This window comes from Janthinobacterium sp. ROICE36 (assembly GCF_002869965.1).
Lineage (GTDB): Bacteria > Pseudomonadota > Gammaproteobacteria > Burkholderiales > Burkholderiaceae_D > Janthinobacterium.
Genome location: NZ_PEBS01000084.1, coordinates 1 through 23,219 on the forward strand (window position 1 = coordinate 1; position 23,219 = coordinate 23,219).

Annotated in this window: 19 protein-coding genes and 1 pseudogene; 11 read left to right on the plus strand and 9 right to left on the minus strand. The window is 61.5% G+C overall.

What is annotated here, in order from left to right:
• Positions 1-225: 225 nt before the first annotated feature.
• The 5 genes and pseudogenes from CSZ94_RS23675 (at position 226) to CSZ94_RS23695 (ending at position 6,333) form a co-directional block, all read left to right on the plus strand.
• Complete coding sequence (locus CSZ94_RS23675) at positions 226-774, plus strand: DNA-processing protein DprA (protein ID WP_258001168.1); 549 nt, start codon at positions 226-228, stop codon at positions 772-774.
• A 44-nt stretch (positions 775-818) separates the two neighbouring features.
• Positions 819-2,180 (plus strand): IS4 family transposase, encoded by a 1,362-nt coding sequence (locus CSZ94_RS23680; protein ID WP_102123782.1) that lies wholly within the window; start codon positions 819-821, stop codon positions 2,178-2,180.
• A pseudogene (locus CSZ94_RS23685) lies at positions 2,179-2,847 on the plus strand (DNA-processing protein DprA); the annotation flags it as partial. The gene CSZ94_RS23680 and the pseudogene CSZ94_RS23685, both read left to right, overlap by 2 nt.
• Positions 2,848-2,941: 94 nt before the next feature.
• Entirely contained in the window at positions 2,942-3,406 is a 465-nt protein-coding gene (locus tag CSZ94_RS23690) for a DUF494 family protein (protein ID WP_096233791.1), read from the plus strand.
• A 263-nt stretch (positions 3,407-3,669) separates the two neighbouring features.
• Positions 3,670-6,333 carry a DNA topoisomerase III gene (locus CSZ94_RS23695; protein WP_102123771.1) on the plus strand — a complete coding sequence of 888 codons (2,664 nt, stop codon included), beginning with the start codon at positions 3,670-3,672 and terminating at the stop codon, positions 6,331-6,333.
• Positions 6,334-6,392: 59 nt separating this feature from the next.
• On the opposite strand, the gene pcaC is transcribed toward CSZ94_RS23695, so the two are convergent.
• The 4 genes from pcaC to CSZ94_RS23715 all read right to left on the minus strand — a co-directional run bounded on the left by pcaC (position 6,393) and on the right by CSZ94_RS23715 (position 10,520).
• Positions 6,393-6,785 (minus strand): 4-carboxymuconolactone decarboxylase, encoded by a 393-nt coding sequence (gene pcaC, locus CSZ94_RS23700; RefSeq protein WP_102123772.1) that lies wholly within the window; start codon positions 6,783-6,785, stop codon positions 6,393-6,395.
• 62 nt (positions 6,786-6,847) lie between these two features.
• Positions 6,848-7,573, minus strand: a complete 726-nt coding sequence (locus CSZ94_RS23705) for a hypothetical protein (RefSeq protein WP_102123773.1) — start codon at positions 7,571-7,573, stop codon at positions 6,848-6,850.
• Between the two features lie 77 nt (positions 7,574-7,650).
• Positions 7,651-9,090, minus strand: coding sequence for an alkaline phosphatase (locus CSZ94_RS23710; protein WP_102123783.1), 1,440 nt, complete (start codon positions 9,088-9,090; stop codon positions 7,651-7,653).
• 29 nt (positions 9,091-9,119) lie between these two features.
• Positions 9,120-10,520 (minus strand): alkaline phosphatase, encoded by a 1,401-nt coding sequence (locus CSZ94_RS23715; protein WP_258001169.1) that lies wholly within the window; start codon positions 10,518-10,520, stop codon positions 9,120-9,122.
• Positions 10,521-10,865: 345 nt separating this feature from the next.
• Between CSZ94_RS23715 and CSZ94_RS23720 the strand changes: the two genes are divergently transcribed.
• The 4 genes from CSZ94_RS23720 to CSZ94_RS23735 all read left to right on the plus strand — a co-directional run bounded on the left by CSZ94_RS23720 (position 10,866) and on the right by CSZ94_RS23735 (position 14,523).
• A complete protein-coding gene (locus CSZ94_RS23720; protein ID WP_180977599.1) occupies positions 10,866-11,735 on the plus strand; it encodes an MBL fold metallo-hydrolase in 870 nt (289 codons plus the stop codon).
• Positions 11,736-11,755: 20 nt separating this feature from the next.
• On the plus strand, positions 11,756-12,412 hold the full coding sequence (locus tag CSZ94_RS23725; protein WP_102123786.1) for a DsbA family protein: 657 nt from the start codon (positions 11,756-11,758) through the stop codon (positions 12,410-12,412).
• Positions 12,413-12,505: 93 nt separating this feature from the next.
• Positions 12,506-13,969, plus strand: a complete 1,464-nt coding sequence (locus tag CSZ94_RS23730; RefSeq protein ID WP_102123774.1) for a catalase — start codon at positions 12,506-12,508, stop codon at positions 13,967-13,969.
• A gap of 170 nt (positions 13,970-14,139) precedes the next feature.
• Entirely contained in the window at positions 14,140-14,523 is a 384-nt protein-coding gene (locus CSZ94_RS23735; RefSeq protein WP_102123775.1) for a hypothetical protein, read from the plus strand.
• Positions 14,524-14,570: 47 nt separating this feature from the next.
• On the opposite strand, the gene CSZ94_RS23740 is transcribed toward CSZ94_RS23735, so the two are convergent.
• From CSZ94_RS23740 to CSZ94_RS23755, 4 genes are all read right to left on the minus strand, one after another.
• Complete coding sequence (locus CSZ94_RS23740; RefSeq protein ID WP_102123787.1) at positions 14,571-18,149, minus strand: ABC transporter permease/M1 family aminopeptidase; 3,579 nt, start codon at positions 18,147-18,149, stop codon at positions 14,571-14,573.
• A gap of 10 nt (positions 18,150-18,159) precedes the next feature.
• Positions 18,160-19,053 (minus strand): ABC transporter ATP-binding protein, encoded by an 894-nt coding sequence (locus CSZ94_RS23745; RefSeq protein WP_102123776.1) that lies wholly within the window; start codon positions 19,051-19,053, stop codon positions 18,160-18,162.
• 202 nt (positions 19,054-19,255) lie between these two features.
• Complete coding sequence (locus tag CSZ94_RS23750) at positions 19,256-20,452, minus strand: ABC transporter permease (protein ID WP_102123777.1); 1,197 nt, start codon at positions 20,450-20,452, stop codon at positions 19,256-19,258.
• A 3-nt stretch (positions 20,453-20,455) separates the two neighbouring features.
• Complete coding sequence (locus tag CSZ94_RS23755; RefSeq protein ID WP_102123778.1) at positions 20,456-21,235, minus strand: ABC transporter ATP-binding protein; 780 nt, start codon at positions 21,233-21,235, stop codon at positions 20,456-20,458.
• A gap of 148 nt (positions 21,236-21,383) precedes the next feature.
• On the opposite strand from CSZ94_RS23755, the gene CSZ94_RS23760 reads away from it, so the two are divergent.
• Together CSZ94_RS23760 and coq7 are read left to right on the plus strand one after the other, a co-directional pair.
• Positions 21,384-21,815: a hypothetical protein gene (locus CSZ94_RS23760; protein ID WP_102123779.1), complete on the plus strand. Its 432-nt coding sequence runs from the start codon at positions 21,384-21,386 to the stop codon at positions 21,813-21,815.
• Positions 21,816-21,900: 85 nt separating this feature from the next.
• Positions 21,901-22,545, plus strand: a complete 645-nt coding sequence (gene coq7 / locus CSZ94_RS23765) for a 2-polyprenyl-3-methyl-6-methoxy-1,4-benzoquinone monooxygenase (RefSeq protein WP_102123780.1) — start codon at positions 21,901-21,903, stop codon at positions 22,543-22,545.
• Between the two features lie 38 nt (positions 22,546-22,583).
• Here the strand turns inward: coq7 and CSZ94_RS23770 are convergent, their stop codons facing one another.
• Positions 22,584-23,006 (minus strand): OsmC family protein, encoded by a 423-nt coding sequence (locus CSZ94_RS23770; RefSeq protein ID WP_102123781.1) that lies wholly within the window; start codon positions 23,004-23,006, stop codon positions 22,584-22,586.
• Positions 23,007-23,219: the final 213 nt, after the last annotated feature.

Below are 23,219 nucleotides of genomic sequence, written 5' to 3' on the forward strand. Positions count from 1 at the left end.
AGAGAGATCGGTTCGTTTGCCATTTACGCGTCCAAATACCGAGAGTAAACGCCTTTCTCAACGTGTTTACAAGCAATATTTCACCCTATCGTCACTCCGAGCACCTACCCTTCATGCAATCGCCCTGCCGTTTTGCAGCGCCATTGCACGCATCCTTGCGCGGGTCGGTATCGCGTGCGCGCCATGGCGCTAGCATGGGATGGCACAGTACACAGTGAGGTTGTCATGCATGCAATTGCAACGACGGCAGACACGGCCACGGAATTGGCGGGCTGGCTGCGCCTGCAGCATCTTCCCGGCGTGGGTCCGGTGGCGGCGCGCGCCTTGCTGGCCCGCTTCGGCTTGCCGCCGAATATCTTCGCCACGCCATTCGAAGCCTTGCGCGAGGTGGTGCCGGCCAGCGTGGCGCGTGCCATTCTGCAGCCGCCCAAGTCGGTGGCCAACAGCCAGCTGGCGCTCACCCTGCAGTGGCTGCAGCGGCCCGGCAATGCCGTGCTGACCCTGGCCGATGCCGCGTATCCACCCCTGCTGCTGGAAATCGCCGATCCGCCGCTGCTGTTATATGTCAGGGGACGGGCGGAACTGTTGTCGCGTTCCGGCGTGGCCATCATCGGCAGCCGCAATGCCAGCGCGCAGGGCATGCAGAATGCGGCAGCCTTTGCGCACGCCCTCAGCGCGGCGGGCTTAACCCACCTCGTTATACACAAGTCCAGGCTGCCGGCTAGTCCGCGTAAAAACACGTTTATATTCAATGACTTAACGCGCCCCTTGTAAACTAGCGGCGATTCAGGTTTACTCTCGTCTTTTGCGTGGACCAATTGGCGACAGCACCAACACCAGCTCCAGCACCTTGGACCGAGACGGAATTTGACCAACTCGACCTGGGCGACGCGCGCCTGAACAAACGAGCGAGGATATTGATGGAACGATTTGCGGCTGATCCGACGGCGAGCGTGCCGAAGGCGTGCCAAGGCTGGGGCGAAACGATGGCTGCGTATCGTTTCTTCGACAACGACAGCGTCGACTGGCAGGCGATCATGGGGCCGCATTGGCAGCAAACTGCGCAGCGCATGGCCGCGGTGCCGGTGGTGCTGTGCCTGCAGGATACGACCGAACTCGATTTCAATGGCCAACGCGCGTTCGGCCTCGGTCCGCTGAGCTATGAAGCCCAGCGCGGCATGTACCTGCATCCGACGTACGCGGTCACGCCCACGCGCGAGCCGCTGGGCATCATCGATGCGTGGATGTGGGCGCGTGAAAAGAAGGACAAGACCGGCGCGCGCGGTGGGCCGAAGGAAAGCCTGCGCTGGATCGAAGGCTACGAACGCATCGCCGAGATGGCGGTGCAGTTGCCAGCCACACGGCTGGTGTATGTGGCCGACCGCGAAGCCGATCTGGTGCCGCTGATGCTGCGCGCGCAGGAACTGGGCGCACCGGCCGACTGGCTGGTGCGCGCCAAGCACAACCGTTGCCTGCCCGACGGCGACAAGCTGTGGGAGCATACGGGCGCAGGCGCGCCGATCGGCGAGCTGACGTTCGCGATGGCAGCACGGCACGGGGTGAAGGCGCGCACGGTGCGCCAGCAACTGTGGGCACGCACGGTGACCCTGCCTGCGGGCAAAGGCCAGAGCGTAGTCGCGACCTGCGTGATCGCGCGCGAAAGCAATGCGCCGCATGGCGTCAAGCCGATCGAATGGCGCTTGCTGACCAACCGCGATGCCGCCACGCCCGAGGCGGTCGTCGAGCTGATCGACTGGTACCGCGCGCGCTGGGAAATCGAGATGCTCTTCGACGTTCTGAAAAATGCCTGCCGCGTCGAAGCGCTGCAACTGGGTTCGATCACGCAGCTTGAACGGGCTTTGGCGCTGTTCATGGTGGTGGCCTGGCGCATTGCGCGTTTGATGCGCTTGGGCCGGACCTGTCCGGATTTGGATGCGGGACTGTTCTTTGATCGGGACGAGATTCAAGCAGCCTACCTGCTGCGCAAAAAGACACCGCCAGACAAACCCCGCCTGAATGACGTTCTGCGCCAAGTCGCCTGCATCGGCGGCTTCCTGGCTCGCAAGAGCGATGGCGAGCCTGGCGTGAAGACGATCTGGCTTGGATTGAAGGATGTTCACGTGGCGGCGGAAACGATACGCACGCTACGTGAAATGGACGCGCTCAAGAGTTGTGTATAACGAGGTGGGCTTAACCATTATTTCCGGGCTGGCGCTGGGCATCGACACGCACGCGCACGAGGGCGGCTTGCGCGGCACGGGCGCCACCGTGGCCGTGATCGGCACGGGCGCCGATTTGGTGTATCCGCGACGCAACCTTGCTCTGGCGCAAAGAATTGCCGAGCAGGGTTGCATCGTCAGTGAATACGCGCTGGGCTTGCCGGCCATGCCGGCTAACTTTCCGCGTCGCAATCGCCTGATCAGCGGCCTGGCGCGCGGTGTGCTGGTGATCGAGGCGGCGGCGCAATCGGGTTCCCTGATCACGGCGCGCCTGGCCGGCGAGCAGGGGCGCGACGTGTATGCCTTGCCCGGTTCCATCCATGCCACCCTGGCCAAGGGTTGCCATGCGCTCATCAAGCAGGGCGCCAAGCTGGTCGAGTCGGCCGATGACGTGCTGCAGGAATTGTCCTGGCTGGGGATGCCGGCGGACATGCCGACGGCGGCGCAGGATGCGGCGCCCGTGGACACGCCGCTGCTGGCCGCACTGGGCCACGATCCCCTCGATGCCGATACCCTGGCCGCGCGCAGCGGCCTGGCAATGGGCGTGCTGATGGGCGAGTTGCTGGCGCTGGAGCTGGCGGGCCTGGTGGAGCGCTTGCCGGGAGGACTGTTTCAACGCTGCAAATGACAGCTTGTCACTTGTGTGGCGGCCTTGCCGCACGGGCGCGCTTTGTCGGCGCACACCCTTGTGTCGCAGCGAACTTAGCTGATAGAGTAGAGCCATGTTCGATATCCTGGTGTACCTCTACGAGACTTACTATCGCCCCGACGCCTGCCCCGAGCCGGCAGTCCTGGCGCGCAAACTGTCGGCCGTCGGTTTCGACGACGTGGAGATTTCCGAAGCGCTGGTCTGGCTGACGGACTTGAACGCCATGGCCGGTGTCGAGCAAACCCTGACGGCCAGTTCCACGGGCACGCGCTTCTATGTCAAGCAGGAAAGCGACGTGCTGGGCACGGCCGCCATCGGTTTCATCCAGTTTTTGGAAAGCGCCAAGGTGCTCTCGCCACTGCAGCGCGAAATCGTCATCGAACGGGCGCTGGCGCTCGACGAGGCGCCCGTCTCACTGGGCAAGCTGAAAGTCATCGTGCTGATGCTGCTGTGGAGCCAGGGCAAGGAACCGGATGCCCTGATGTTTGACGACTTATTTGTAGACGACGAAGACCTGCCTCCCCGCCTATTGCACTAAGATAGTGTCATCAATGGCGCCGCTGCCGCGCCATCCCCTTTACTATGTACTGCACCAGCGCGCCCGCTAGCCCATTGTGTTTGCGCCTGCGCATTCTTGCTTGCAGATAACTTGCTGAATTCTTCAATAGGCGCTTATCATTGGCCGCTTGACAAGACCACAAGTCACAAGGCCTTGCGCAGACAAAAGCGTCGGCGCCTGGCAATGCACTGTATGATGCGCATGCTGAAACTATCCTAGAGCATTTTTCGAGACCAAAAAATATGACAAAAACCCTCATCATCGCCGAGAAGCCTTCTGTCGCGAACGATATCGCGAAGACGCTTGGCGGCTTCACCAAGCACGATGAGTACTTTGAATCGGATGAATACGTCCTGTCGTCGGCGGTCGGCCACTTGCTGGAGATCGCCGTACCGGAAGAATTCGACGTGAAGCGCGGCAAATGGAGTTTCGCGCACTTGCCGATGATTCCACCGTATTTCGCGCTGAACCCGATCGCCAAGACGGAAGCGCGCCTCAAAGTATTAAACAAGCTGATCAAACGCAAAGACGTCACCACCCTCATCAACGCATGCGATGCGGGGCGCGAAGGCGAGCTGATTTTCCGCCTGATCGCGCAAAACGCCAAGGCCAAGCAACCGGTCAAGCGCCTGTGGCTGCAGTCGATGACGCCGGGCGCCATCCGCGACGGTTTCTCGCACCTGCGCAGCGATGAAGAAATGCTGCCGCTGGCGGACGCGGCCCGCTGCCGCTCGGAAGCCGATTGGTTGATCGGCATCAATGGCACGCGTGCCATGACGGCGTTTAATTCGAAAGAAGGCGGCTTCTATCTGACCACCGTGGGCCGCGTGCAGACGCCTACGCTGTCGATCGTCGTCGAACGCGAAGACAAGATCAAGAAATTCGTCCCGCGCGACTTCTGGGAAGTGCGCGCCGAATTCGTCTGTGCGGCCGGTATCTATGAAGGCCGCTGGCTTGACACGAAGTTCAAGAAGGACGAGAACGATCCCGAGAAGCGCGCCGAGCGCCTGTGGAGCAAAACGGCTGCCGACTCGATCGCCACTGCCTGTCGCGGCCGCCAAGGCATCGTCACGGAAGAATCGAAACCGACCACGTCGATGGCGCCGGGCCTGTTCGACCTGACCAGTTTGCAGCGTGAAGCGAACTCGCGTTTCGGTTTCTCGGCCAAGAACACCCTGGGCCTGGCCCAGGCGCTGTACGAAAAACACAAGGTGCTGACGTATCCGCGTACCGATTCGCGCCACCTGCCGGAAGACTACATCCCGACCGTGTTGCAGGCGCTGGAAACGGTCAAGGAAAACAGCAACTACCACCAGTTCGCCAAGCAGATCGTCGACAAGGGCTGGGTCAAGCCAAACAAGCGCATCTTCGATAACACCAAGATATCGGATCACTTCGCGATCATCCCGACGACGATCGCGCCGAAGAACCTGTCCGAGCCGGAACAAAAATTGTACGACCTGGTCACGCGCCGCTTCATGGCCGTGTTCTTCCCGCCTGCGGAATTCCAGGTCACCACGCGCTACACGGAAGTGTCGGGCCATCAGTTCAAGACTGAAGGCAAGGTCATGACCAATCCGGGCTGGCTGGCCATCTACGGCAAGGAAGCGTCGACGGACGCCGACAAGGAAAACAATGGCAACGGCAACCTGGTGCCCGTCGCCAAGGGCGAGAAAGTGCAGACGGAAAGCGTCAGCGCCAACGGCCTGGTGACCAAGCCGCCAGCGCGCTATACCGAGGCGACGTTGCTGTCGGCCATGGAAGGCGCCGGCAAGCTGATCGACGACGACGAGCTGCGCGATGCGATGGCCGGCAAGGGCCTGGGCACGCCAGCGACGCGCGCGGCCACCATCGAGGGTTTGCTGACGGAGCGTTATCTGATCCGCGAAGGCCGCGAACTGATTCCGACGGCCAAGGCGTCCCAGCTGATGACCTTGCTCAAAGGCCTGGGCGTCAATGAATTGACGGCGCCGGAGCTGACGGGCGAGTGGGAATACAAGCTGTCGCAGATGGAAAAAGGCAAGATTTCGCGCGAAGAATTCATGCGTGAAATCGCGCAAATGACGCAAATCATCGTCAAGCGCGCCAAGGAATACGACAACGACACGATTCCCGGCGATTACGCTACGTTGGCAACGCCCTGCCCGAATTGCAGCAGCGTGGTGAAGGAAAACTACCGTCGTTTCGCCTGCACCAAGTGCGAATTCTCGATGAGCAAGACGCCGGGTTCGCGCCAGTTCGAAATCGACGAAGTGGAACAATTGCTGAAGGATCGCACCATAGGCCCGCTGCAAGGCTTCCGTTCGAAGATGGGCCGTCCGTTCGCCGCCATCCTGCGCATCGTGCGCGATGAAGAGATCAAGAATTTCAAGCTGGAATTCGATTTTGGCCAGAACGACGAAAGCGAAGATGGCGAAGGCGTCGATTTCACGGGCCAGACGCCCGTGGGACCTTGCCCAAAATGCAACGCCGGCGTGTATGAAATGGGCCTGGCCTATGTGTGCGAACACAGCATGGCCAAGCCGAAGACGTGCGATTTCCGCAGCGGTCGCATTATCTTGCAGCAGGAAATCTTGCCGGAACAAATGGCGAAACTGCTCAACGATGGCAAGACGGACTTGTTGCCGGGCTTTGTTTCTCAGCGTACCCGTCGCCCGTTCAAGGCCTTCCTCGTGCGCGGCAAGGATGGCAAGGTGAGCTTCGAGTTTGAAGAACGCAAGGCCAAGCCGGGTGCAAAGCCCAAGGCGGCAGCCACTGAAGTGGAAGGCGAAGAGGGTGCGGCGCCAGCGAAGAAAACGGCAGTCAAGAAGGCGGCCGTGAAGAAAGCGCCGGCCAAGAAGGCTGCGGCCGTGAAAAAGCCGGTGGCCAAGAAGGCACCGGCGAAGAAAGTGGCAGCGGCGGAGTAATCCGGTACCGGCCAGACACAAGCCAGGGATCGCTCCCTGGCTTTTTTTATGTCCCGATTTTATGGCGCGGCCGGCGCCACCAGTCCCATTTCCTTGAGCACTTCATGCGCCGAGCGGAAGGCGTCGATGGCCAGCGGCATGCCGCAATACACGGCCGCGTGCAGCAGCACTTCCTGGATTTCCTGCATCGATGCGCCATTGTTGACGGCGCCGCGCACGTGGCCGCGCAGCTCCTGGGCGCGGCCCAGGGCCGTCAGCATGGCAATCGTCGCCAGGCTGCGTGTTTTCAAGTCCAGGCCGTCGCGGCACCAGCTTGTACCCCAGGCGTTGCGCGTGACGAAGTCTTGCAAGGGCGCCGTGAAGGCGTCGACCTGGGCGAAGGCGCGCTCGACAAAGGCGTCGCCCATCACTTGTTTGCGCATGCGCAAACCATTCTCGAATTGTTCATCCATGCCGCGCTCCCGTTGGTGTACCTTGTCGATACTAGCGAGCGGGCATGGACCTGGTCAAGTGCTTAGTCCAGGTAGTCCGAATACTCGCGCTGCGCGTAGTTTTGCAGATTGGCCCACGGCTGCGCCTTGCTGACGGTCGGCTGCAGCTTGACGTCGACCCTGCGATAGAAGGTATTCGCGCGGTCGCCGCTTTCGATGATCAGGGGAATCTGTTTTTGCTCATCCCACAGGATGCGCTGGAACACGCCATTTTTTTCCACTTCGCGCCAGCGCGCACCCGTCACGTTCGATGCCTGTTTCGACAGCGGCATGGCAGCCACCAGTTTCGGGTCCAGCAGATAAAAACTGTTTTCCCAGGAACCGTCGAAATTCACGTTTTCGTATTCGGCCTTGGGGATAGCGACGACGATCTTGTCGTGCGCATCGATGTATTCCACGCGCACGGTGTTCTTTTCCAGCATCACGTGACGGGGTATCAGCACGGGATTGAAATGCTTGTGTTCATGCTGCGTGGCCTTCAGCGCCACTTTGGTGTTTTCGCCATGCTTGTGGCCCGCATGCGCGTCCGTCGACGGCGCCAGCACGCGCTCGACCCACACGTGGCCGGGGCGGCGCAGCATTTTTTCTTCGTAGCGGCTCTCGCGCGTCACGCCTTCCGGCGTCAGCACGCGGCTGTAATAAGTGATGCCCAGGTCCAGGTCGGCGGGAACGGAAGGTGTTGCAGGAGCGGCTTGCGCGCTGGCGGCAAAGCCGGCGGCCAGGAGGACGGCGATCAGGGTCGATTTCATGGTGTTGCCTTTATCGTGCAAAGGGGGCGGAGGGCAAACTGCCATCCGCCCCGGTGGGGTTACCGTGTTGAGGCAGATCAGAAGCCGAATGCCGCCTTCAGCAAGTCAAATACCTTGGTGTTGTCCAGCGTGCCCTTGAAGGCTTTGGCGCCGGCACCCGTGGCCAGCAGCTTGACGTCGCCGCCGCCGTGGGTTTCGCTGGCCAGGCGCACGCCTGTTTCTTGCAGGTAGTTGTCGGACAGGGCCGTGGCGCTGTCGACGTTGGTGCGCAGGTCAGGGCGGTTCGGGCCGTTGCCGAACACCAGGGTGGTGTAGCTATTGCCGTCTTCATCCTTGCTTGGCTGGTTATCCTTGTAGCCGCGGTTGATGTCGAGGATAGGGTTGCCGCGCTTGCCGTAGCCGTTGAACGCCAGCGTGTGGTCGTGGTCGGCCGTGACGACGATCAGGGTATTTTCCAGCTTCGGATCGGTCTCCCTGATCTTGTCGATGGCCGCCTTGATGGCGTCGTCGAAGGCGATGGTGTCGACCAGCGCGCGCTTGGCGTTGATGCCGTGCAAGGCGTGGTCGATGCGGCCGCCTTCGACCATCAGGAAGTAGCCATTGCTGTTTTTCGACAGCAGGTCGATGGCTTTCAGCGTCATTTCCGACAGGCTAGGCTGGTTGGCGCCGTCGGCCGATGGCTTGGACGAGGTGCGGTCCAGTTCATAGTCGAGGTGGCTCTTCGCGCTGTACAGGCCGATGAACTTCTTGCCGCTAGTCGCTGCCGCCATTTCCGCTTTCGTCGCGGCCACGGTGTAGTCCTTGGCGGCGAATTCGGCCAGCAGGTTGCGGCCGTCGGCGCGGCCCGCCTTGTTGCTGGCGGACCAGGGCGTGAAGTGGTTGCGTCCGCCACCCATCAGCACGTCCACGCCGTCGCCCAGGGCCGTGTTGTAGCCGGCGCCGCCCGGCGTCGTTTGCGCGGCGATGGCGTATTGCGCATTGCGGTTGCAGATGTGCGAGAAGGTCGTCGCTGGCGTGGCATGCGTCAATTCCGTGGTGGTGATGGCGCCCACGGCCTTGCCCTTGGCTTTCGCCAGTTCCAGGATGGTGGGCACGCTCTTGCCGCCGGCCGGGCAGTTGTCCACGCCCAGGTTACCGTTGGCGTCGCGGCCGGGCTCCTTGGCGATGGTCTCTTGCGCCATCGAGATGACTTCATTGTTCATCTTGACGCCCGTCATGTAGGCGGCCATCGATGGGGCGCTGTCCGTCGTTTGCGCATCGTTCGAGAACGTCTTGATGCGCGCCGTGCGTTCCAGCTTGTCCATGTTCAGGCTGCCCTCTTCCTTGTACTTGAAGATGCGCGCTGCCGTCACGACGGAAGGGCCCATGCCGTCGCCGAGGAAGAAGATGACGTTCTTGGCGTCGGCCGCGTAGGCGCTGGCGACGCTGGCGGCCACGAGCGTGGTCAGCAAGGAGAGTTTCAGGGCCGATTTCAGTGCGGCGGGTTTCGATGCAACGGGTTTCAAGGTGAATTTCATGTGCTTGTCCAATTCTTGTCTCTTGGGGATTACAGACCGCCGGCGGTCTTGACCAGGCCGAATACTGTGGTGTTGTCGATGGTGCCCAGGAAGGTTTCCGAACCCTTGCCGATGGCACCCAGGAAGACGTCGGTGCCGCCGTGGGTTTCATTGCCGACCGCCGTGCGGATCACTGCTTCCTGATGGTAATCATTGGCGCCGGTGACGGTTTCATCGAGGCTGGCCATGGCGGCGCGGCTCGATTGCGTGCGCTTTTCGCCATTGCCGAAGCCGATGATCGAGTACGGTGCGCCGTCCAGGTCTTTCTCGACCGCGCCGGTGACGTAGTTCTTCACCACGCCCAGCACGCCAGCGTTGCCGGCTGCCGTCTTGCCCGTGCGCTTGGCATAACCGTTCAGCACCAGGGTGTGGTCATGGTCGGCCGTGACGACGATCAGGGTATTGGCCAGGGTCGGATCGGTGAGCTTGGCTTTTTCGATGGCGGCCTTGATGGCATTGTCAAAAGCGACCGTGTCTTGCAGGGCCTTCTTGGCCGTGGTTTCGTGCAGCGCATGGTCGATGCGGCCGCCTTCGACCATCAGGAAATAGCCCTTCTTGTTCTTGGCCAATACCTCCATGGCCTTGGTGGTCATTTCCGCCAGGCTAGGTTCCTTGGCCGCATCGCGGTCCAGGTCGTAGCTCATGTGGCTGGAGGTGAACACGCCAAACAGGCGGTCCGTCTTGGCCGCATCGACGGCCTTGAAGTCGGTGGCGTTGTTGGCAACGGTGTAGCTCTTCGCTTTCAGCTCGGCCACCAGATCGCGGTCGTCGGAGCGCTTGCCGCCATCCTTGAACGGTTTGAAGAATTGCGCGCCACCGCCCAGAACCACTTCCAGACCGGTGGTGCCCAAAGCGCTGTTGTAGCCCGTGCCGCCAGGCACGAGGGCCGCAGCGATATCGTTTTCCAGGTCGCGGTGGCAGATGTGCGAGTAGGTGGCAGCCGGCGTGGCGTGCGTCACCCGCGCCGTGCTGACGACGCCGGCCGCGTAGCCCTTGGCCTTGGCCAGTTCCAGCAAGGTGGTGGCGGGCGTGCCGTTGCCGGTGCCGCATTTGTTCACCAGCTTGTTGCCGTTGGCATCCTTGCCCGGATCGATGGCGAGTGTGTTGGCCGACATGGAAATGACTTCATTGTTCATCTTGACGCCCGTCATGTAGGCGGCCATCGATGGCGCGCTGTCGGTGACTTGCGCATCGTTCGAGAAGGTCTTGACGAAGGCCGTTTCCGGCAGCGTGTCCATGGTCAGCGCACCTTCTTCGCCCACCGAATAGATGCGCGCTGCCGTCATGGTGGTCAGGCCCATGCCATCGCCGAGGAAGAAGATGACGTTTTTCGGGGGGGCTTCGGGCGCCACGTCGTCTTTTTTGGCGTCGCTGCCGCAGGCGGCCAGCATCAGGGTAAGGGCGACGCTGCAGCCAGCGACGGAAATTTTTCTGCGTGTCATGTGGTTCATCCGGCTAGGTTTGAAAGAGCTAGCAAGATAACAATTCTATGTGACACCCTGATGACGCTGTGACATGTTTTGTGACGCCGCCACGCCTTCGCCGGTGGCGTGGCTTTCGCGCACGTCCTCGCTGGAAAAATACACCGTGGCGTGCTTGCCGGCGTTTGATGGCAGCGATGATTACATCAAGGATTGCATCGAATCAAGCAACAAACTATTGCACTTCATCGGGTTTTTATACCGAATCAAGCAACGTAAGATGCAGTCATCCCAATCATCTTGTGAAGGCGCATCATGTTCTCCAAATCCATCAGCAGCGTTCTTGTTTCCACCCTGTTTGCCGCCGGCGCTGCCTCTGCCGCCCCCAGTGCCCCCCTGACCCTGGATGTATTCAATCCGGGCGAAGCGGCCATTTTCCCTGTCGCTTCCGTGCTGGTCGCAGGCAAGCATGATGCCGTGCTGATCGATGCACAGTTTTCGCGCGCCGAAGCGCAAAAGCTGGTGGAAAAGATCCGCGCCAGCGGCAAGAAACTGACGACGGTGTACATCAGCCACAGCGATCCCGATTTTTACTTTGGCCTCGATGTGATCAAGGCCGCTTTCCCGCAGGCAAAAATCGTCGCCACTTTGGCAACGGTGGCGGAAATCCGCCGCAAGGCCGATGCCAAGCTCGCCTACTGGGGCCCTATCCTGAAAGACAATGCGCCGCACAGCATCGTCATTCCCGAAGCGTTGAAGGGCCAGAGCATCACCCTGGAAGGCCAGTCGCTGACCATCTCTGGCCCGACGCCATCGCGCACCTATGTGTGGATTCCATCGATCAAGGCCGTCGTCGGCGGTGTGGTGCTGTTTGGCAACTTGCACGTGTGGACGGCCGATACGCAACGCCTGCAATCGCGCCAGGACTGGCTGAAGACGCTCGATGGCATCGCCGCGCTGAAACCTGTGACCGTCGTGCCCGGCCACTTCAAGGTGGGTTCGCCCCTGACGCCAGACAGCATCGGCTTTACGCGCGACTACCTGGTGACGTTCGAAGCGGAAACGGCCAAGGCCGCCAATTCGGCCGCCCTGATCGAGGCCATGAAACAGCACTACCCGAGCCTGGGCCTCGATGGCGCTTTAGAAACGAGCGCGAAAGTGGCGAAGGGCGAAATGCAATGGTAAGCGGCAACAAGGAGGTCGTCATGCCCACCCTGCACTACATTTTCGATCCCCTGTGCGGCTGGTGTTACGGCGCCGCGCCGCTGGTCGCTGCGGCGCGCGCCGTGCCCGGCCTGACGGTGGCCTTCCACGGCGGCGGCATGATGACGGGCAGCAATCGCCGCCAGATCACGCCTGAGTGGCGCGGCTACGTATTGCCGCATGACCGGCGCATCGAGCAATTGTCCGGCCAGCCCTTCGGCGACGCCTATGTCAACGGCTTGCTGAACGACAGCACGGCCATGATGGATTCCGCGCCGTCGATCACGGCTATCCTGGCCGCTGAAGTATTGGCCGGCAAGGGCCTGGACATGCTGCAGCGCGTGCAGCGCGCCCATTACGTGGACGGCTTGCGCATCGCCGACTTGCCCGTGCTGCTGGCGCTGGCGCAAGAACTGGGCATGGATGGCGCTGCATTCCAAACGGCATATGCGCGGCAGGCGGGCACCGCCACGCAGCAGCACATCGATGCCAGCCGCGCCTTGCTGGCGCAGGTGGGCGGACAGGGCTTTCCCACGTTCGTGCTCGATGATGGCAGCGGCAAGCTGTCCGTGATCGATATCGGGGGCTTTTTGGGCCAGCCGGCGAAGTTGCAGGCGCAGCTGGGCGGCGTTTGCGACGCCCACGGTTGCGCATTGTAAATATCTATCGATTCGATAAAATCAATTAGCTTTTCCTTTGTTATTGACCTCGTTACACTGCAGCCATTAGTCAACAACGAAGGAAAAGCAGCCATGCGCCAACAGCCGCCATTCAGTACCGCCTCGGGCATCCCCGTCGCCGACAACCAGAATTCCATCAGCGCCGGTCCTCGTGGCCCGCTGCTGCTGCAAGACTTCCACCTGATCGAAAAACTCCAGCATTTCAACCGCGAGCGCATTCCCGAGCGCGTGGTGCATGCAAAAGGCTCGGGCGCCTACGGCACTTTTACCGTCACGCACGACATCGCGCACTACACCAAGGCCAAATTGTTTGCCGAAGTGGGCAAGCAGACGGCCACCTTCGCGCGCTTTTCCACCGTCGGTGGCGAACGCGGCAGTGCCGATACGGAACGCGACCCGCGCGGCTTCGCCGTGCGTTTTTATACGGAAGAGGGTAACTGGGACCTGGTTGGCAACAACACGCCCATGTTCTTCATCAAGGACCCGATCAAGTTCCCCGACTTTGTCCACACGCAAAAGCGCGATCCGCAAAGCAATTTGAAATCGGCTGAAATGATGTTCGACTTCTGGAGCCATGCGCCGGAAAGCCTGCACCAGGTCACCATGCTGTTCTCGGACCGGGGCACGCCGGACGGCTACCGTCACATGGATGGCTTCGGCAGCCACACGTATAGCCTGATCAATGCCGATGGTCAGCGCGTGTACGTGAAATGGCACTTCAAGACGCGCCAGGGCATCAAGAATCTGCCGGCGGCGGAAGCGGGCCGCCTGGCCGGTGCCGACCCCGACTACGCCCAGCGCGACCTGTTCGGCGCCATCGAGCGCGGTGATTTCCCGCAGTGGGAAGTCAAGCTGCAGGTGGCGACGCAAGAGCAACTCGATGCATGGGAGCAGCGTACTGGCTGGTATCCGTTCGACCTGACGAAAGTGTGGCCGCACGCGGACTTCCCGCTGTTGCCCGTAGGTATTTTCGAGCTGAACCGCAACCCGGACAATTACCACGCGGAAGTCGAGCAGGCAGCCTTTTCGCCCGCCAACGCCGTGCCGGGCATGGGATACTCGCCGGACAAGATGCTGCAAGGCCGGCTGTTCGCCTACCACGACGCCCAGCTGTACAGAGTCGGCACGAACCACCAGCATCTGCCCGTGAATGCGGCTCGCTGCCCCTTCCATAACCAGCAGCGCGACGGCAGCATGGCCATCCGCAATGACGGCGCGGCGCAGAACTACGCGAACGTGGCGGCGGCAGGCACGCAGCCGCAAGGCCTGGGCCACGGCGAGGGGGCGCTGGCACTCGATGGCGGCGCGGCGCGCTACGATGGGCGCGGCGTGGAAGATGATTATACGCAGGCCGGCAATCTGTTCCGTCTGATGTCGGTCCAGGCAAAGCAGAACCTGTTCGACAATCTGGCCGGTCCCTTGAGTCTGGTGCGGCCGGAAACCTTGCAGCGTCAGCTGGCCCACTTCGATCAGGCCGACCCGGCCTATGGCGCCGGCGTGCGGGCCGCCTTGCAGGCACGCGCCGTGGCGCTGTAATCATGTGTTGCAGGCGGACCTATCCTGTTCCGCCTGTTGTTGATATAGCACAAATTAGAAGGTGATATCAAATATTGCTGTATGGACATATTTGCCTTCTCTGCGTAGACTTGTTGGTCTGATGATTGCGCCGTCGTCCTGGCGGCGTCCTGACTAGAAAGTCTTGCAATATGAATATGGTGAAGCTGTCGGTGCATGGGGACGACTCCACGCTCAAATCCATCTTGGAAGTCTTGCCCACCGATCCGGAACGGCAATGGCGCAAGGGCGAGCCGAAGGGCGCGGGCCGCGTGCATCTCGATTCCGGCTTCGAGGTGCTGCTCGCGCAGGCGCCCAAGGCGCAAGTGTTGCCCTCGCGCATACGCAGCTACCTGGCCGAATGCCGCTCGCGCGGCGTCACGTTCACCATGCCGCGCATCGTGGCTGAGTTGCAACTGGAGTTGAACGGCGACGATACGCTCGATGCGCCGCTCGACCTCTCGCTGGCCGACATGCAGCACCTGACGGAAATGGGCATCAGTCTGAGCCTGGTGACGCGCTGCGCCGCAGCCTGACAGCCAATGATGCCGAAGTGGCCGCCCTGAACAGGCGGCCATTTTCGTCACGGTTCTTCGAGCTCGACTGTGACCATATTGTCATCGGGCTTGCGGTCGATCAGCTTGTTGTCGGGATCGATGCCCGCCTTGCCGGGCCGGCTGCTGACGATGACGGTGTAGCGCGCTTCACGCGCCGTCATGCGCAGGCGTTCGCGCAGCAGCGGATGGCCGTTCGCATCGTCGACGCCAATCTCGATCCAGTCGTGCAGGGGCGCCTCGTGTTCCTCTCCCTGTTCGCCGGCCGTCAATTTGCTCGCCTGCACCTTGAGGCTGACGGCGTACTTGCCATCGCTGCGTTTGGTGGCCGTGGCTGACAGGGCGCGGTTGTCGAACAGTACGATTTTCTCGAACAGATCATCGATCAGGTAAGCCTGCTCGGGTGGTGTGACCAGGCGCAAGCCGGCAATCAGCGCCGTCACGCTGGCATAGGGCGGGCCTTTCTGACCATGCGTCTTGAGCAGCTCGCGCAGCACGCCGTTGACCTTGTCTTCGCCGATGATGTCTTGCAGCAAGTACATGGCCAGGCTGCCCTTGTGGTAATGGATGTAGGCCTGGTGTTCATTCTCGGCCAGCGGCAGCTCTTTCTTGCGTTCTTCGCTGCGCCCCATCAGGTATTGATTCAGGTCATAGCGCAGGAAGCGGCGCATCTTGGCCGGCCCCACGGTTTTCTTCATCACCATCAGGGCCGAATATTCGGCCAGGGTTTCGCTGAGCACGGTAGCGCCCCGTGTGTTGCCGCCCACCAATTGATGCGCCCACCACTGATGCGCCACTTCATGCGCCGTGATGTAGAACGGATAGTCGATATCTTTCGGATTCTTGTCGTCCACCTTGGCGATGAAGCCCAGGCCTTCCGAGTACGGAATCGTGTTCGGGAACGATTGCGCAAAGGTGGCGTAGCGGGGAAATTCGACAATGCGCAAGACTTTGTGCTGGTAGGGGCCGAAGTTTTTCGTGTAGTACTCGAGCGCTTCCTTGCTGCCGCGCACGAAGCGATCGAGGTTGTATTCATGGCCCGGGTGGTAATACACGTCGATGGCCACATCCTGCCAGCGCTCGTGCCTGACGGCGTAGCGGGCCGACTGGAAAGAGTAGAAATTGAGGATCGGCTGTTCCATCGTGTAATGGAAGTAATGGCGGCCCTTGGCGATCCAGTCGTTGTCCAGCATGCCCGGCGCGATGGCCGTCTGGCCGTCGACGGTGCTGACGGTGGCGTCAAAGTTGATGCGGTCGGCGTCGTTGCTGACGTAATTGTCGGCCAGTCCCCGTGCATCGTTGCGTGGCAAGGCCCGTTCGCGCGCCGGCAAGCCGTGTTTCTTGCGGTCGCGCGGGTCCGTCAATTCCAGCTGCGGCTGGTAGCCGATGTGCGGCAGCACGGCATTCGTGAAGAAGCTGCCGTTGGCCACCACGGGCGTGTCCTGGCCCAGGCCGAAGATGCCGCGCGGCGCATAGGAAATGTCGAAATCGAGGCCCAGGCTGGCGCCCGGCGCCAGCGGCGCGGCCAGGCGATAGCTGTAAAAGCCCAGCTTGCCGTCATCGAGGCCGGGATGCACGCGCGCATCGAAACGCAGGCGCATGGTGGCGGTCGGGTCTTGCTGCACAAAAATGTGGCTGATCGGCAGGCTGGTCTTGTTTTGCAGCACATAGCGGCCCGTGACGGCCAGCGTGCGCTGCGCCGGGTAAATGGCCACGTCGAGTTTCACGTCGGTGATTCTCGGCTGTGGCGTGGCGGCAAACTTGCGGTACTGGCGCTCGACACTGGCGCGGTCCGCGTCGCGGGCGAATTCGGACTGGTAATCGTTGGCTACGTGGAAGACGTAGAACAGCACGGCGCCGGTGCCGACGAAGATCAGGGCGCCGCCGGCAAAACTGGCCAGCACGCCTTGCGTCAGGCCGTGACGCGCCAGGCGCAAGCGGATGCGCCAGCTGTCCTGCGCGCCGCGGGGCCAGAACAGCAGCGACAGCACCGTCAGCATGACGGCCGCGCCGCTCCAGTACAGCAAGTACCAGCGCTCGCGCAACATATAGTGGCCGGCGCCGTTCATGGCCGAATACATGAAGTCCGGCGTGCTGCCGTACAGCAGCAGCGGGTCGCCCAGGCCCAGCGAGGAAAAGCTGATGCTGGCGATGTGGTACAGAATCATGGCGAAATACGCCAGATACTTGTGATTGATCAACACCTGCAGGAAGATGGCCAGCACGGCGATCAGCGCGTAAGACGGCAGGTGGGACAGGAACAGTGATTCCAGGTACAGGCCGGGGTCGAGGCGGTAATAGCCCTTGAAGACCTGGATCGACATGCCGCACAGCATGATGACCAGGCTCAGCAAGGCTTGCAGGCTGATCAGCGCAAACAGTTTCGACAGCAGGGGCAGCCAGTTCGGCACGGGCAGGGCGTCGAGCATCAGATGGGTACCCGCCTCGCGTTCGCGCCATACCAGCTCGCCCGCGTAGAAGGTGGTAATGATCAGCATGAACAGGGCGAACGAGGCGCTGACCATGTCCAGCACTTTTTCCGTCACCGGATAGGTATTCGTGCCGTAGATGGAGCCCATGTCGAGCGCGCCCGCATACATGGTCAGCACGCCGGCCAGCACGATGACGACAAAATAGATGTTCTTGATGGTTTCGCGCAAGTTCAGCCAGCTCATCTTGACGAGCAGGGCGGCCAGGTTGCGCTGCGCGAAGTCCGGTGTTTCCTGCGTGGACAGCGAGGCGTTCGACAGGCGCAGCGGCACGTCGCCCTCGCTGCGGCGCTTGCTGGTGCCCGCGTCCGTGGTGGCGTGAAACTGGAAGCGCCAGTAGCCGAGCAGCAAGGCCACCAGGGCGAAGCCGGACCAGATGGCGCGGTTCAGCAGGTACACGCCTTCCAAAGTCACCAGGCGCGTATTGCGCTCCGCATTCGGCCAGTATTCCGTCAGGCGTATCAGCGCCGTCGTGCCGAAGGGGTCGATCAGGGCGGCCAGGGTCTTGTAGTCGAGGTCGCGTGCCAGCGAGGGCGCCACCAGGTAACCGATCAGCATGACTACCGAGCTGATGTACACGGGCAACATGCGCCGCGTCAGGGCCGCGATGACGAAGAAGATGGCGCCGAAGATGAACAGGTTCGGCAGCAGGGTAAACACATACGGCATCAGGTAGGCCAGCGCGCGTTGCGGGCCCAGCCGTTCCGGGTCGATGCCGGGCAGCCAGGCGCCCAGCCAGGCGCCGATGACGATGCTGGAAAACACCACCGCCAGCACCAGATAGGCGCCCAGGAAGCGGCCAAAGACATACTGGTATTTTTTGATCGGCGCGCTGAAGAAGAAATGCTGCATGCCGTACTCGAAATCCTGCTGCACCGAGCGGCCCATCATGGCGGCCACCACCACGGCGCCGAAGCAGCCCAGCAGGCTGCACGTGAACGCCAGCGAGCGGGGCGCGTTGATCAGGAACTTGCCGCCAAAACTGATGCTCGCTTCCTTGAAGACGCCGCCGGCGGCGGCCATCCACAGCATGGCCAGCGCCAAAAACATGGCGAAATACACCCAGGTGGACAGCAGCTTGAGCCGCTGTCGCGCTTCAAAGCGGGCGATGGCAAACATGGCCGCCCCCTCAGTCGCACTGCGGGGCGACGCGGTGGCGCCCGGCAATGGTGGCGAAATACAGGTCTTCCAGGTCGCCGATGGCTTCCTCGAAGCCGTCGCCAGGATCATCGTCGCTGTAGACGTGGATCAAGGTGCGGCCCGACAGCAGGCGCGTGGAAATGACGGCGTGGCGCTGCTGGAAGCTGGCCAGTTCTTTCTTTTCGACAAAGCGCGCCCAGATCTTGCAGCTGACTTCGTCGATGAGTTCCAGTGTCTTGCCGCACAGCAGTAAATGGCCCTTGTTGATGATGGCCATGTTGGCGCACAGGTCGGCCACGTCGGAGACGATGTGGGTCGACAGGATCACCGTCTTGTCTTCGCCTATGTCGGATAGCAAGTTGTGGAAGCGCACGCGCTCCTGCGGGTCGAGGCCGGCCGTCGGCTCGTCGACGATGATCAGTTTCGGGTCGCCCAGCAGGGCCTGAGCGATGCCGAAGCGTTGGCGCATGCCACCGGAAAAGCTGCCCAGGCGCTGGTGGCGCACGTCGAACAAATTGGTTTGCTGCAACAGACCATCGACGACCTCGCGCCGGCGCGCCCGCTGCGACAGCCCTTTCAAGGTGGCGAAGTGGTCGAGCAGCTCGTAGGCCGTCACTTTCGGGTACAGGCCGAAGTCTTGCGGCAGGTAGCCCAGCATGCGGCGGATCTCGTCCTTGTCGTCGAGCACGTCATAGTCGCCGAAGAAGATGGAGCCGGAATCGCATTCCTGCAAGGTGGCCAGGGTGCGCATCAGGGTCGACTTGCCGGCGCCATTCGGGCCCAGCAAGCCAAACATCCCGGGCGGTATCGTCAGAGACACCTTATCCAGCGCCACCACGCCATTCGCGTAGGTCTTCGACAATTTACGGATCTGCAATTCCATACAACTCCTAACTCATGCGTTGCTGCCCGATGCTACAGGGCTACTCTATGCTGGCATTGTATTGAATTTAAGACGTACTGGGCAGTTGCATGCGATACACGGCATTTTCGCGTGTCCAGAGTGCAGATGGGCGGGGTGGGCGGCGCGCCCGTATTGGTCTTCTATGAGGGCTGTTTTGCCCCGCTGGCGCGCCGTGTGACGATCAATTACGGAATAGGACCGATTCCCGGTTAAACCACCAACGGCATAGCATCAGCAGGGCGCCCGCGATCACCGTGGTCGAAGCCAGGATCACGCCGAACATGCGGTAATCCATGGTGCCTTTCACCAGTTCCTTCATGGCCAGCGACACATTCGTCAGCGGCACCATGGCCCACATCCAGTTCAGCTCGACGCCGGGCAGCATGGCCGCCACGGTGGGCAGGATGACGAACAGCATCAACGGCGTGATCATGCCGGCCGCTTCCTTGTAGCTTTTCGCGTAGATCGAGATCGACAGCAGCAGCGAGGCGAAGATGGCGGCCGTCGGCACCAGCATCAGGGTCACCATGGCCAGGTCGGGCAAGCCGATGCTGCGCACCATGATGGCCATGTGGCCTTCCAGCGAGCTGCCGAAGATGGCCAGCAGGGCGCCCATGCTGCCGACCATCAGCACGGCCGAGGTCATGCCGACGGTAAACAGCACGAGGAACTTGGCCAGCACGATGGCGCTGCGCGGCACGGGCGCCAGCAGCAGGGTTTCCAGCGTGCCCCGCTCCTTTTCGCCGGCGCCCAGGTCGATGGCCGGGTACATGGCCGCCGTCAGGCACACCATCAGCAGCAGATAGGGCAGCATGCCGCCGACGATGGCGCCCATTTGCTCGCGCTCGTTGGCCGTCGACTGCTTGTCGAGCACGATGGGATGCAGGGCAAAGGCCAGTTGGGCCGGACTCAGGTTCAGGGCCGACAGCGCCCCTTCGCGCAGGCTGGCGTTGTAGGTATCGATGATGTCGCGCACCCGCTGCTGGGTCACGTCGACCGTGCTGGCGCTGTTGTAATGCAAGGTCACCTTGGCTTGCTGGTGTTGCTGCAGCGCTTCTTCAAAATGGGGTGGAATGACCACGGCGAACTTGATGCTGTCGTCGCCGATGGCGCGGCGGATCTCCGTTTCGCTGGCCAGCGGCACTTCGCGCAAGTTGTGCTGCTGTGCAAAACGCGCGCTCAAACCCGGCGAATGGTCCTTGCCGAACAGGGCGTAGCGCATTTCTGCCGTCTTGGCGCTCTTGAACATATTGCTTGAAACATAAGCAAAGCCGCCAAAGATCAGCGGCATGGCAAAAATGGGGATGAGGATGGTAAAGATCAGCGTCTTGCGGTCACGCGTGAGTTCCAGCAACTCTTTCAGATAAATGGTCCACATGGCTCAGGTTCCCTGGTTGATGACGCTGACAAAGGCGTCGTACAGATCGGCACTGCCGCCCAGGTGGCGCAGTTCGTTGACCGTGCCATGGAAGGCGGTGGTGCCGCGGTTGATGATGCAGACGCGGTCGCACAGCTTTTCCACCTCGTGCAGATGGTGGGTGGAAAAGATCAGCGGCACGCGCAGCGCCTTGTAGCTGGCGATGAAGTCGAGCAGGATCTTGGCCGACATCACGTCGAGGCCCGAGGTCGGCTCGTCGAGGATCACCACTTGCGGCTCATGTACGACGGTGCGGGCGATCGCACACTTCTGTTTAATGCCCGTCGACAACTGATCGGCCCGCTTGCCGCCGTACTCCTCCATTTGCAGCAGGGCAAACAGCTCGTCGCAGCGGCGTTTCAGCTTGTCGGCAGGCATGCCATGCAGACGGCCAAAGTACTCGACGTTCTCGCGCGCCGTCAGGCGGCCGTACAGTCCCGTCGAGCCGGACAGGAAACCGATGCTCTGGCGCGCCGCCAAAGGCTGGCGCAGCACATCGACGCCGTTGACGAGGGCGCTGCCCGCGTCCGCTTGCAAGGCCGTCGACAGCAGGCGCAGGGTGGTCGTCTTGCCGGCGCCATTCGGCCCCAGCAGACCCAGCACTTCGCCCGGGGCGCAGCTGAAACTGACGTCGCGCACGGCGTGGAACCAGCCCGCGTGTTCGCGCGGATCGCTGATGTGCACGTCCTTGCCCTTGTGGGACGGCATGCGGAAACGTTTTGCCAGGTTTTTGACCTCAATCATGTGTTTCATCCATTCAACGGTGAAGAACGAGAGTAGCATGCAAAAAATGTAACTTGCAAGATGGAAATATCGTTTGGTCTATTGAAAAAAACAGCATCTTCATGCAAGCTGGCCTGGTGGGCGCCGGCGGACGGCGCGGGAGAGTGCAATGCAAACGATCGATCAGGCGATGCAGGACAAGGTACTGGCCATGGCGCGCGCCGGCATGAGCAGTGCCGAAGCCATCGGTTTCTTCCGCGTCAGCCTGGGCTTGTACTACCTGGCTGGCCTGATGACGGAAGAAACGCTCGATTTCAAGCAGATTGACGCCAGGTACAACCGTTTTATTTATCACTCGATAGGTGGCGGGCACAGCATCGCCAGCGTGCTGCAATTCATGAGCGGCGAGAAGGTCTTGCGCGTATTGCAATCGGAGCGTTTTCTCGCCGCGTTTGCCGAGCATTGCCCGGACATCCCCGTCGACAGCATTTCTTTCCTGATTTCACTCAACCTGGGCGTGGCGAAAAGCCTGTCCGGCCTGGACGCCGTGGGCCCCGTGGTGGACTGGATCGAGCAGGAAAAAGCGCGCACAAGTCAATAAAGCCCCGTTCACCTTGCGCGCCGCGTGGGGACGGCTGGCCCTGATCGTCCTATAATTCATGTTTTCCCTTACATGAATAGCCACGATGACCGCGAACCGCCATTTTGACCCCCTGGATCGTTTGATTGTTGGCGCCGACAAGGCCCTGCGCGTCATCGCGGGCGTGGCCTCTGCCTCGCGCCCCTCGCCGGCCGCGCACGCGCCCGATGCGGAGCTGAGCGCGGCCGAGCAGCGCCACAGCGCCGGCTTGATGCGCGTCAATCACGTGGGCGAAGTCTGCGCGCAAGCCCTGTACAACTCGCAGGCGCGCTATGCGCACAGCCCGGCCATCCGCGCCCAGTTCGATGAAGCGGGGCGGGAAGAAGAAGACCATCTGGCCTGGACGGCGCAGCGCCTGACGGAGCTGGGCTCGCGCTTGAGCCTGCTCAATCCCCTGTGGTACGCGGGTTCGTTTGCGCTGGGCACCATCGCCGCGCGCATGGGCGATGGCCGCAGCTTGGGTTTCGTGGTGGAAACGGAGCGCCAGGTGGAAGCGCACCTGGCCAGCCACTTGCAAGAATTGCCGCCGCAGGACGCCAAGTCGCGCGCCATCGTCAAGCAAATGGCGATTGACGAAGTGGAACATGGCGCCGCCGCCCAGCGCCTGGGCGCCATCGATACCCCGGCGCCGGTGAAAGCGCTGATGGGGTTGATGGGTAAAGTGATGACAAAAACGGCTTACTACATATAAACAAGCGATAAAAAAGGCGCTCCGTGGAGCGCCTTGGATCATTCCTCGATGATTGCGAAGGAATGCGTAATCTCCGCCGTCTTGGCCAGCATGATCGATGCCGAGCAATATTTGTCGTGTGATAAAGTCACTGCCCGTTCCACGGCAGCCGGTTTCAGGGCCTTGCCCCGTACGGTGAAGTGGAAGTGGATCTTGGTAAACACTTTCGGATCGGTGTCGGCACGCTCGGCCTTCAGGGTCACTTCGCAGCCACTGACGGCTTCGCGCCCCCGTTTCAGGATCAGCACCACGTCATAGGCGGTGCAGCCGCCCGTGCCCAGCAAGACCATTTCCATAGGGCGTGGCGCCAGGTTGTGGCCGCCGCCATCGGGTGCGCCATCCATGGTCACCAAGTGGCCGGAACCGGTTTCTGCCCGAAAACTCATGCCCGACGGGCCATTCCAGCTGACTTTGCATTCCATCGTACTCTCCGAAGTTGTAAGCGTTTTGTATTGTAATAGAGGAATGCCTGTCCATGTGCCGCCCGCCAGCCCGCAGCGGGTCTGCACAGGGCGATTGCATGAAGCATCAGGTCGGCAAGCCCAAGACCTTGGCGAGATAGTCGGCATTCCAGCCAGCTTTTAAGCGTTTGGTAGCGATGCCGGCCTTGGTTGTCTTTTCGTTTTTCAGTAAAT

Excerpts from the sequence above, each read along its gene's own strand:
- CSZ94_RS23675 (WP_258001168.1), top strand. The coding sequence starts at position 226 with ATGCATGCAATTGCAACGACGGCAGACACGGCCACGGAATTGGCGGGC.
- CSZ94_RS23690 (WP_096233791.1), top strand. The coding sequence starts at position 2,942 with ATGTTCGATATCCTGGTGTACCTCTACGAGACTTACTATCGCCCCGAC.
- CSZ94_RS23695 (WP_102123771.1), top strand. The coding sequence starts at position 3,670 with ATGACAAAAACCCTCATCATCGCCGAGAAGCCTTCTGTCGCGAACGAT.
- pcaC (WP_102123772.1), bottom strand. The coding sequence starts at position 6,785 with ATGGATGAACAATTCGAGAATGGTTTGCGCATGCGCAAACAAGTGATG.
- CSZ94_RS23705 (WP_102123773.1), bottom strand. The coding sequence starts at position 7,573 with ATGAAATCGACCCTGATCGCCGTCCTCCTGGCCGCCGGCTTTGCCGCC.
- CSZ94_RS23710 (WP_102123783.1), bottom strand. The coding sequence starts at position 9,090 with ATGAAATTCACCTTGAAACCCGTTGCATCGAAACCCGCCGCACTGAAA.
- CSZ94_RS23715 (WP_258001169.1), bottom strand. The coding sequence starts at position 10,520 with ATGCTGGCCGCCTGCGGCAGCGACGCCAAAAAAGACGACGTGGCGCCC.
- CSZ94_RS23720 (WP_180977599.1), top strand. The coding sequence starts at position 10,866 with ATGTTCTCCAAATCCATCAGCAGCGTTCTTGTTTCCACCCTGTTTGCC.
- CSZ94_RS23725 (WP_102123786.1), top strand. The coding sequence starts at position 11,756 with ATGCCCACCCTGCACTACATTTTCGATCCCCTGTGCGGCTGGTGTTAC.
- CSZ94_RS23730 (WP_102123774.1), top strand. The coding sequence starts at position 12,506 with ATGCGCCAACAGCCGCCATTCAGTACCGCCTCGGGCATCCCCGTCGCC.
- CSZ94_RS23735 (WP_102123775.1), top strand. The coding sequence starts at position 14,140 with ATGAATATGGTGAAGCTGTCGGTGCATGGGGACGACTCCACGCTCAAA.
- CSZ94_RS23740 (WP_102123787.1), bottom strand. The coding sequence starts at position 18,149 with ATGTTTGCCATCGCCCGCTTTGAAGCGCGACAGCGGCTCAAGCTGCTG.
- CSZ94_RS23745 (WP_102123776.1), bottom strand. The coding sequence starts at position 19,053 with ATGGAATTGCAGATCCGTAAATTGTCGAAGACCTACGCGAATGGCGTG.
- CSZ94_RS23750 (WP_102123777.1), bottom strand. The coding sequence starts at position 20,452 with ATGTGGACCATTTATCTGAAAGAGTTGCTGGAACTCACGCGTGACCGC.
- CSZ94_RS23755 (WP_102123778.1), bottom strand. The coding sequence starts at position 21,235 with ATGATTGAGGTCAAAAACCTGGCAAAACGTTTCCGCATGCCGTCCCAC.
- CSZ94_RS23760 (WP_102123779.1), top strand. The coding sequence starts at position 21,384 with ATGCAAACGATCGATCAGGCGATGCAGGACAAGGTACTGGCCATGGCG.
- coq7 (WP_102123780.1), top strand. The coding sequence starts at position 21,901 with ATGACCGCGAACCGCCATTTTGACCCCCTGGATCGTTTGATTGTTGGC.
- CSZ94_RS23770 (WP_102123781.1), bottom strand. The coding sequence starts at position 23,006 with ATGGAATGCAAAGTCAGCTGGAATGGCCCGTCGGGCATGAGTTTTCGG.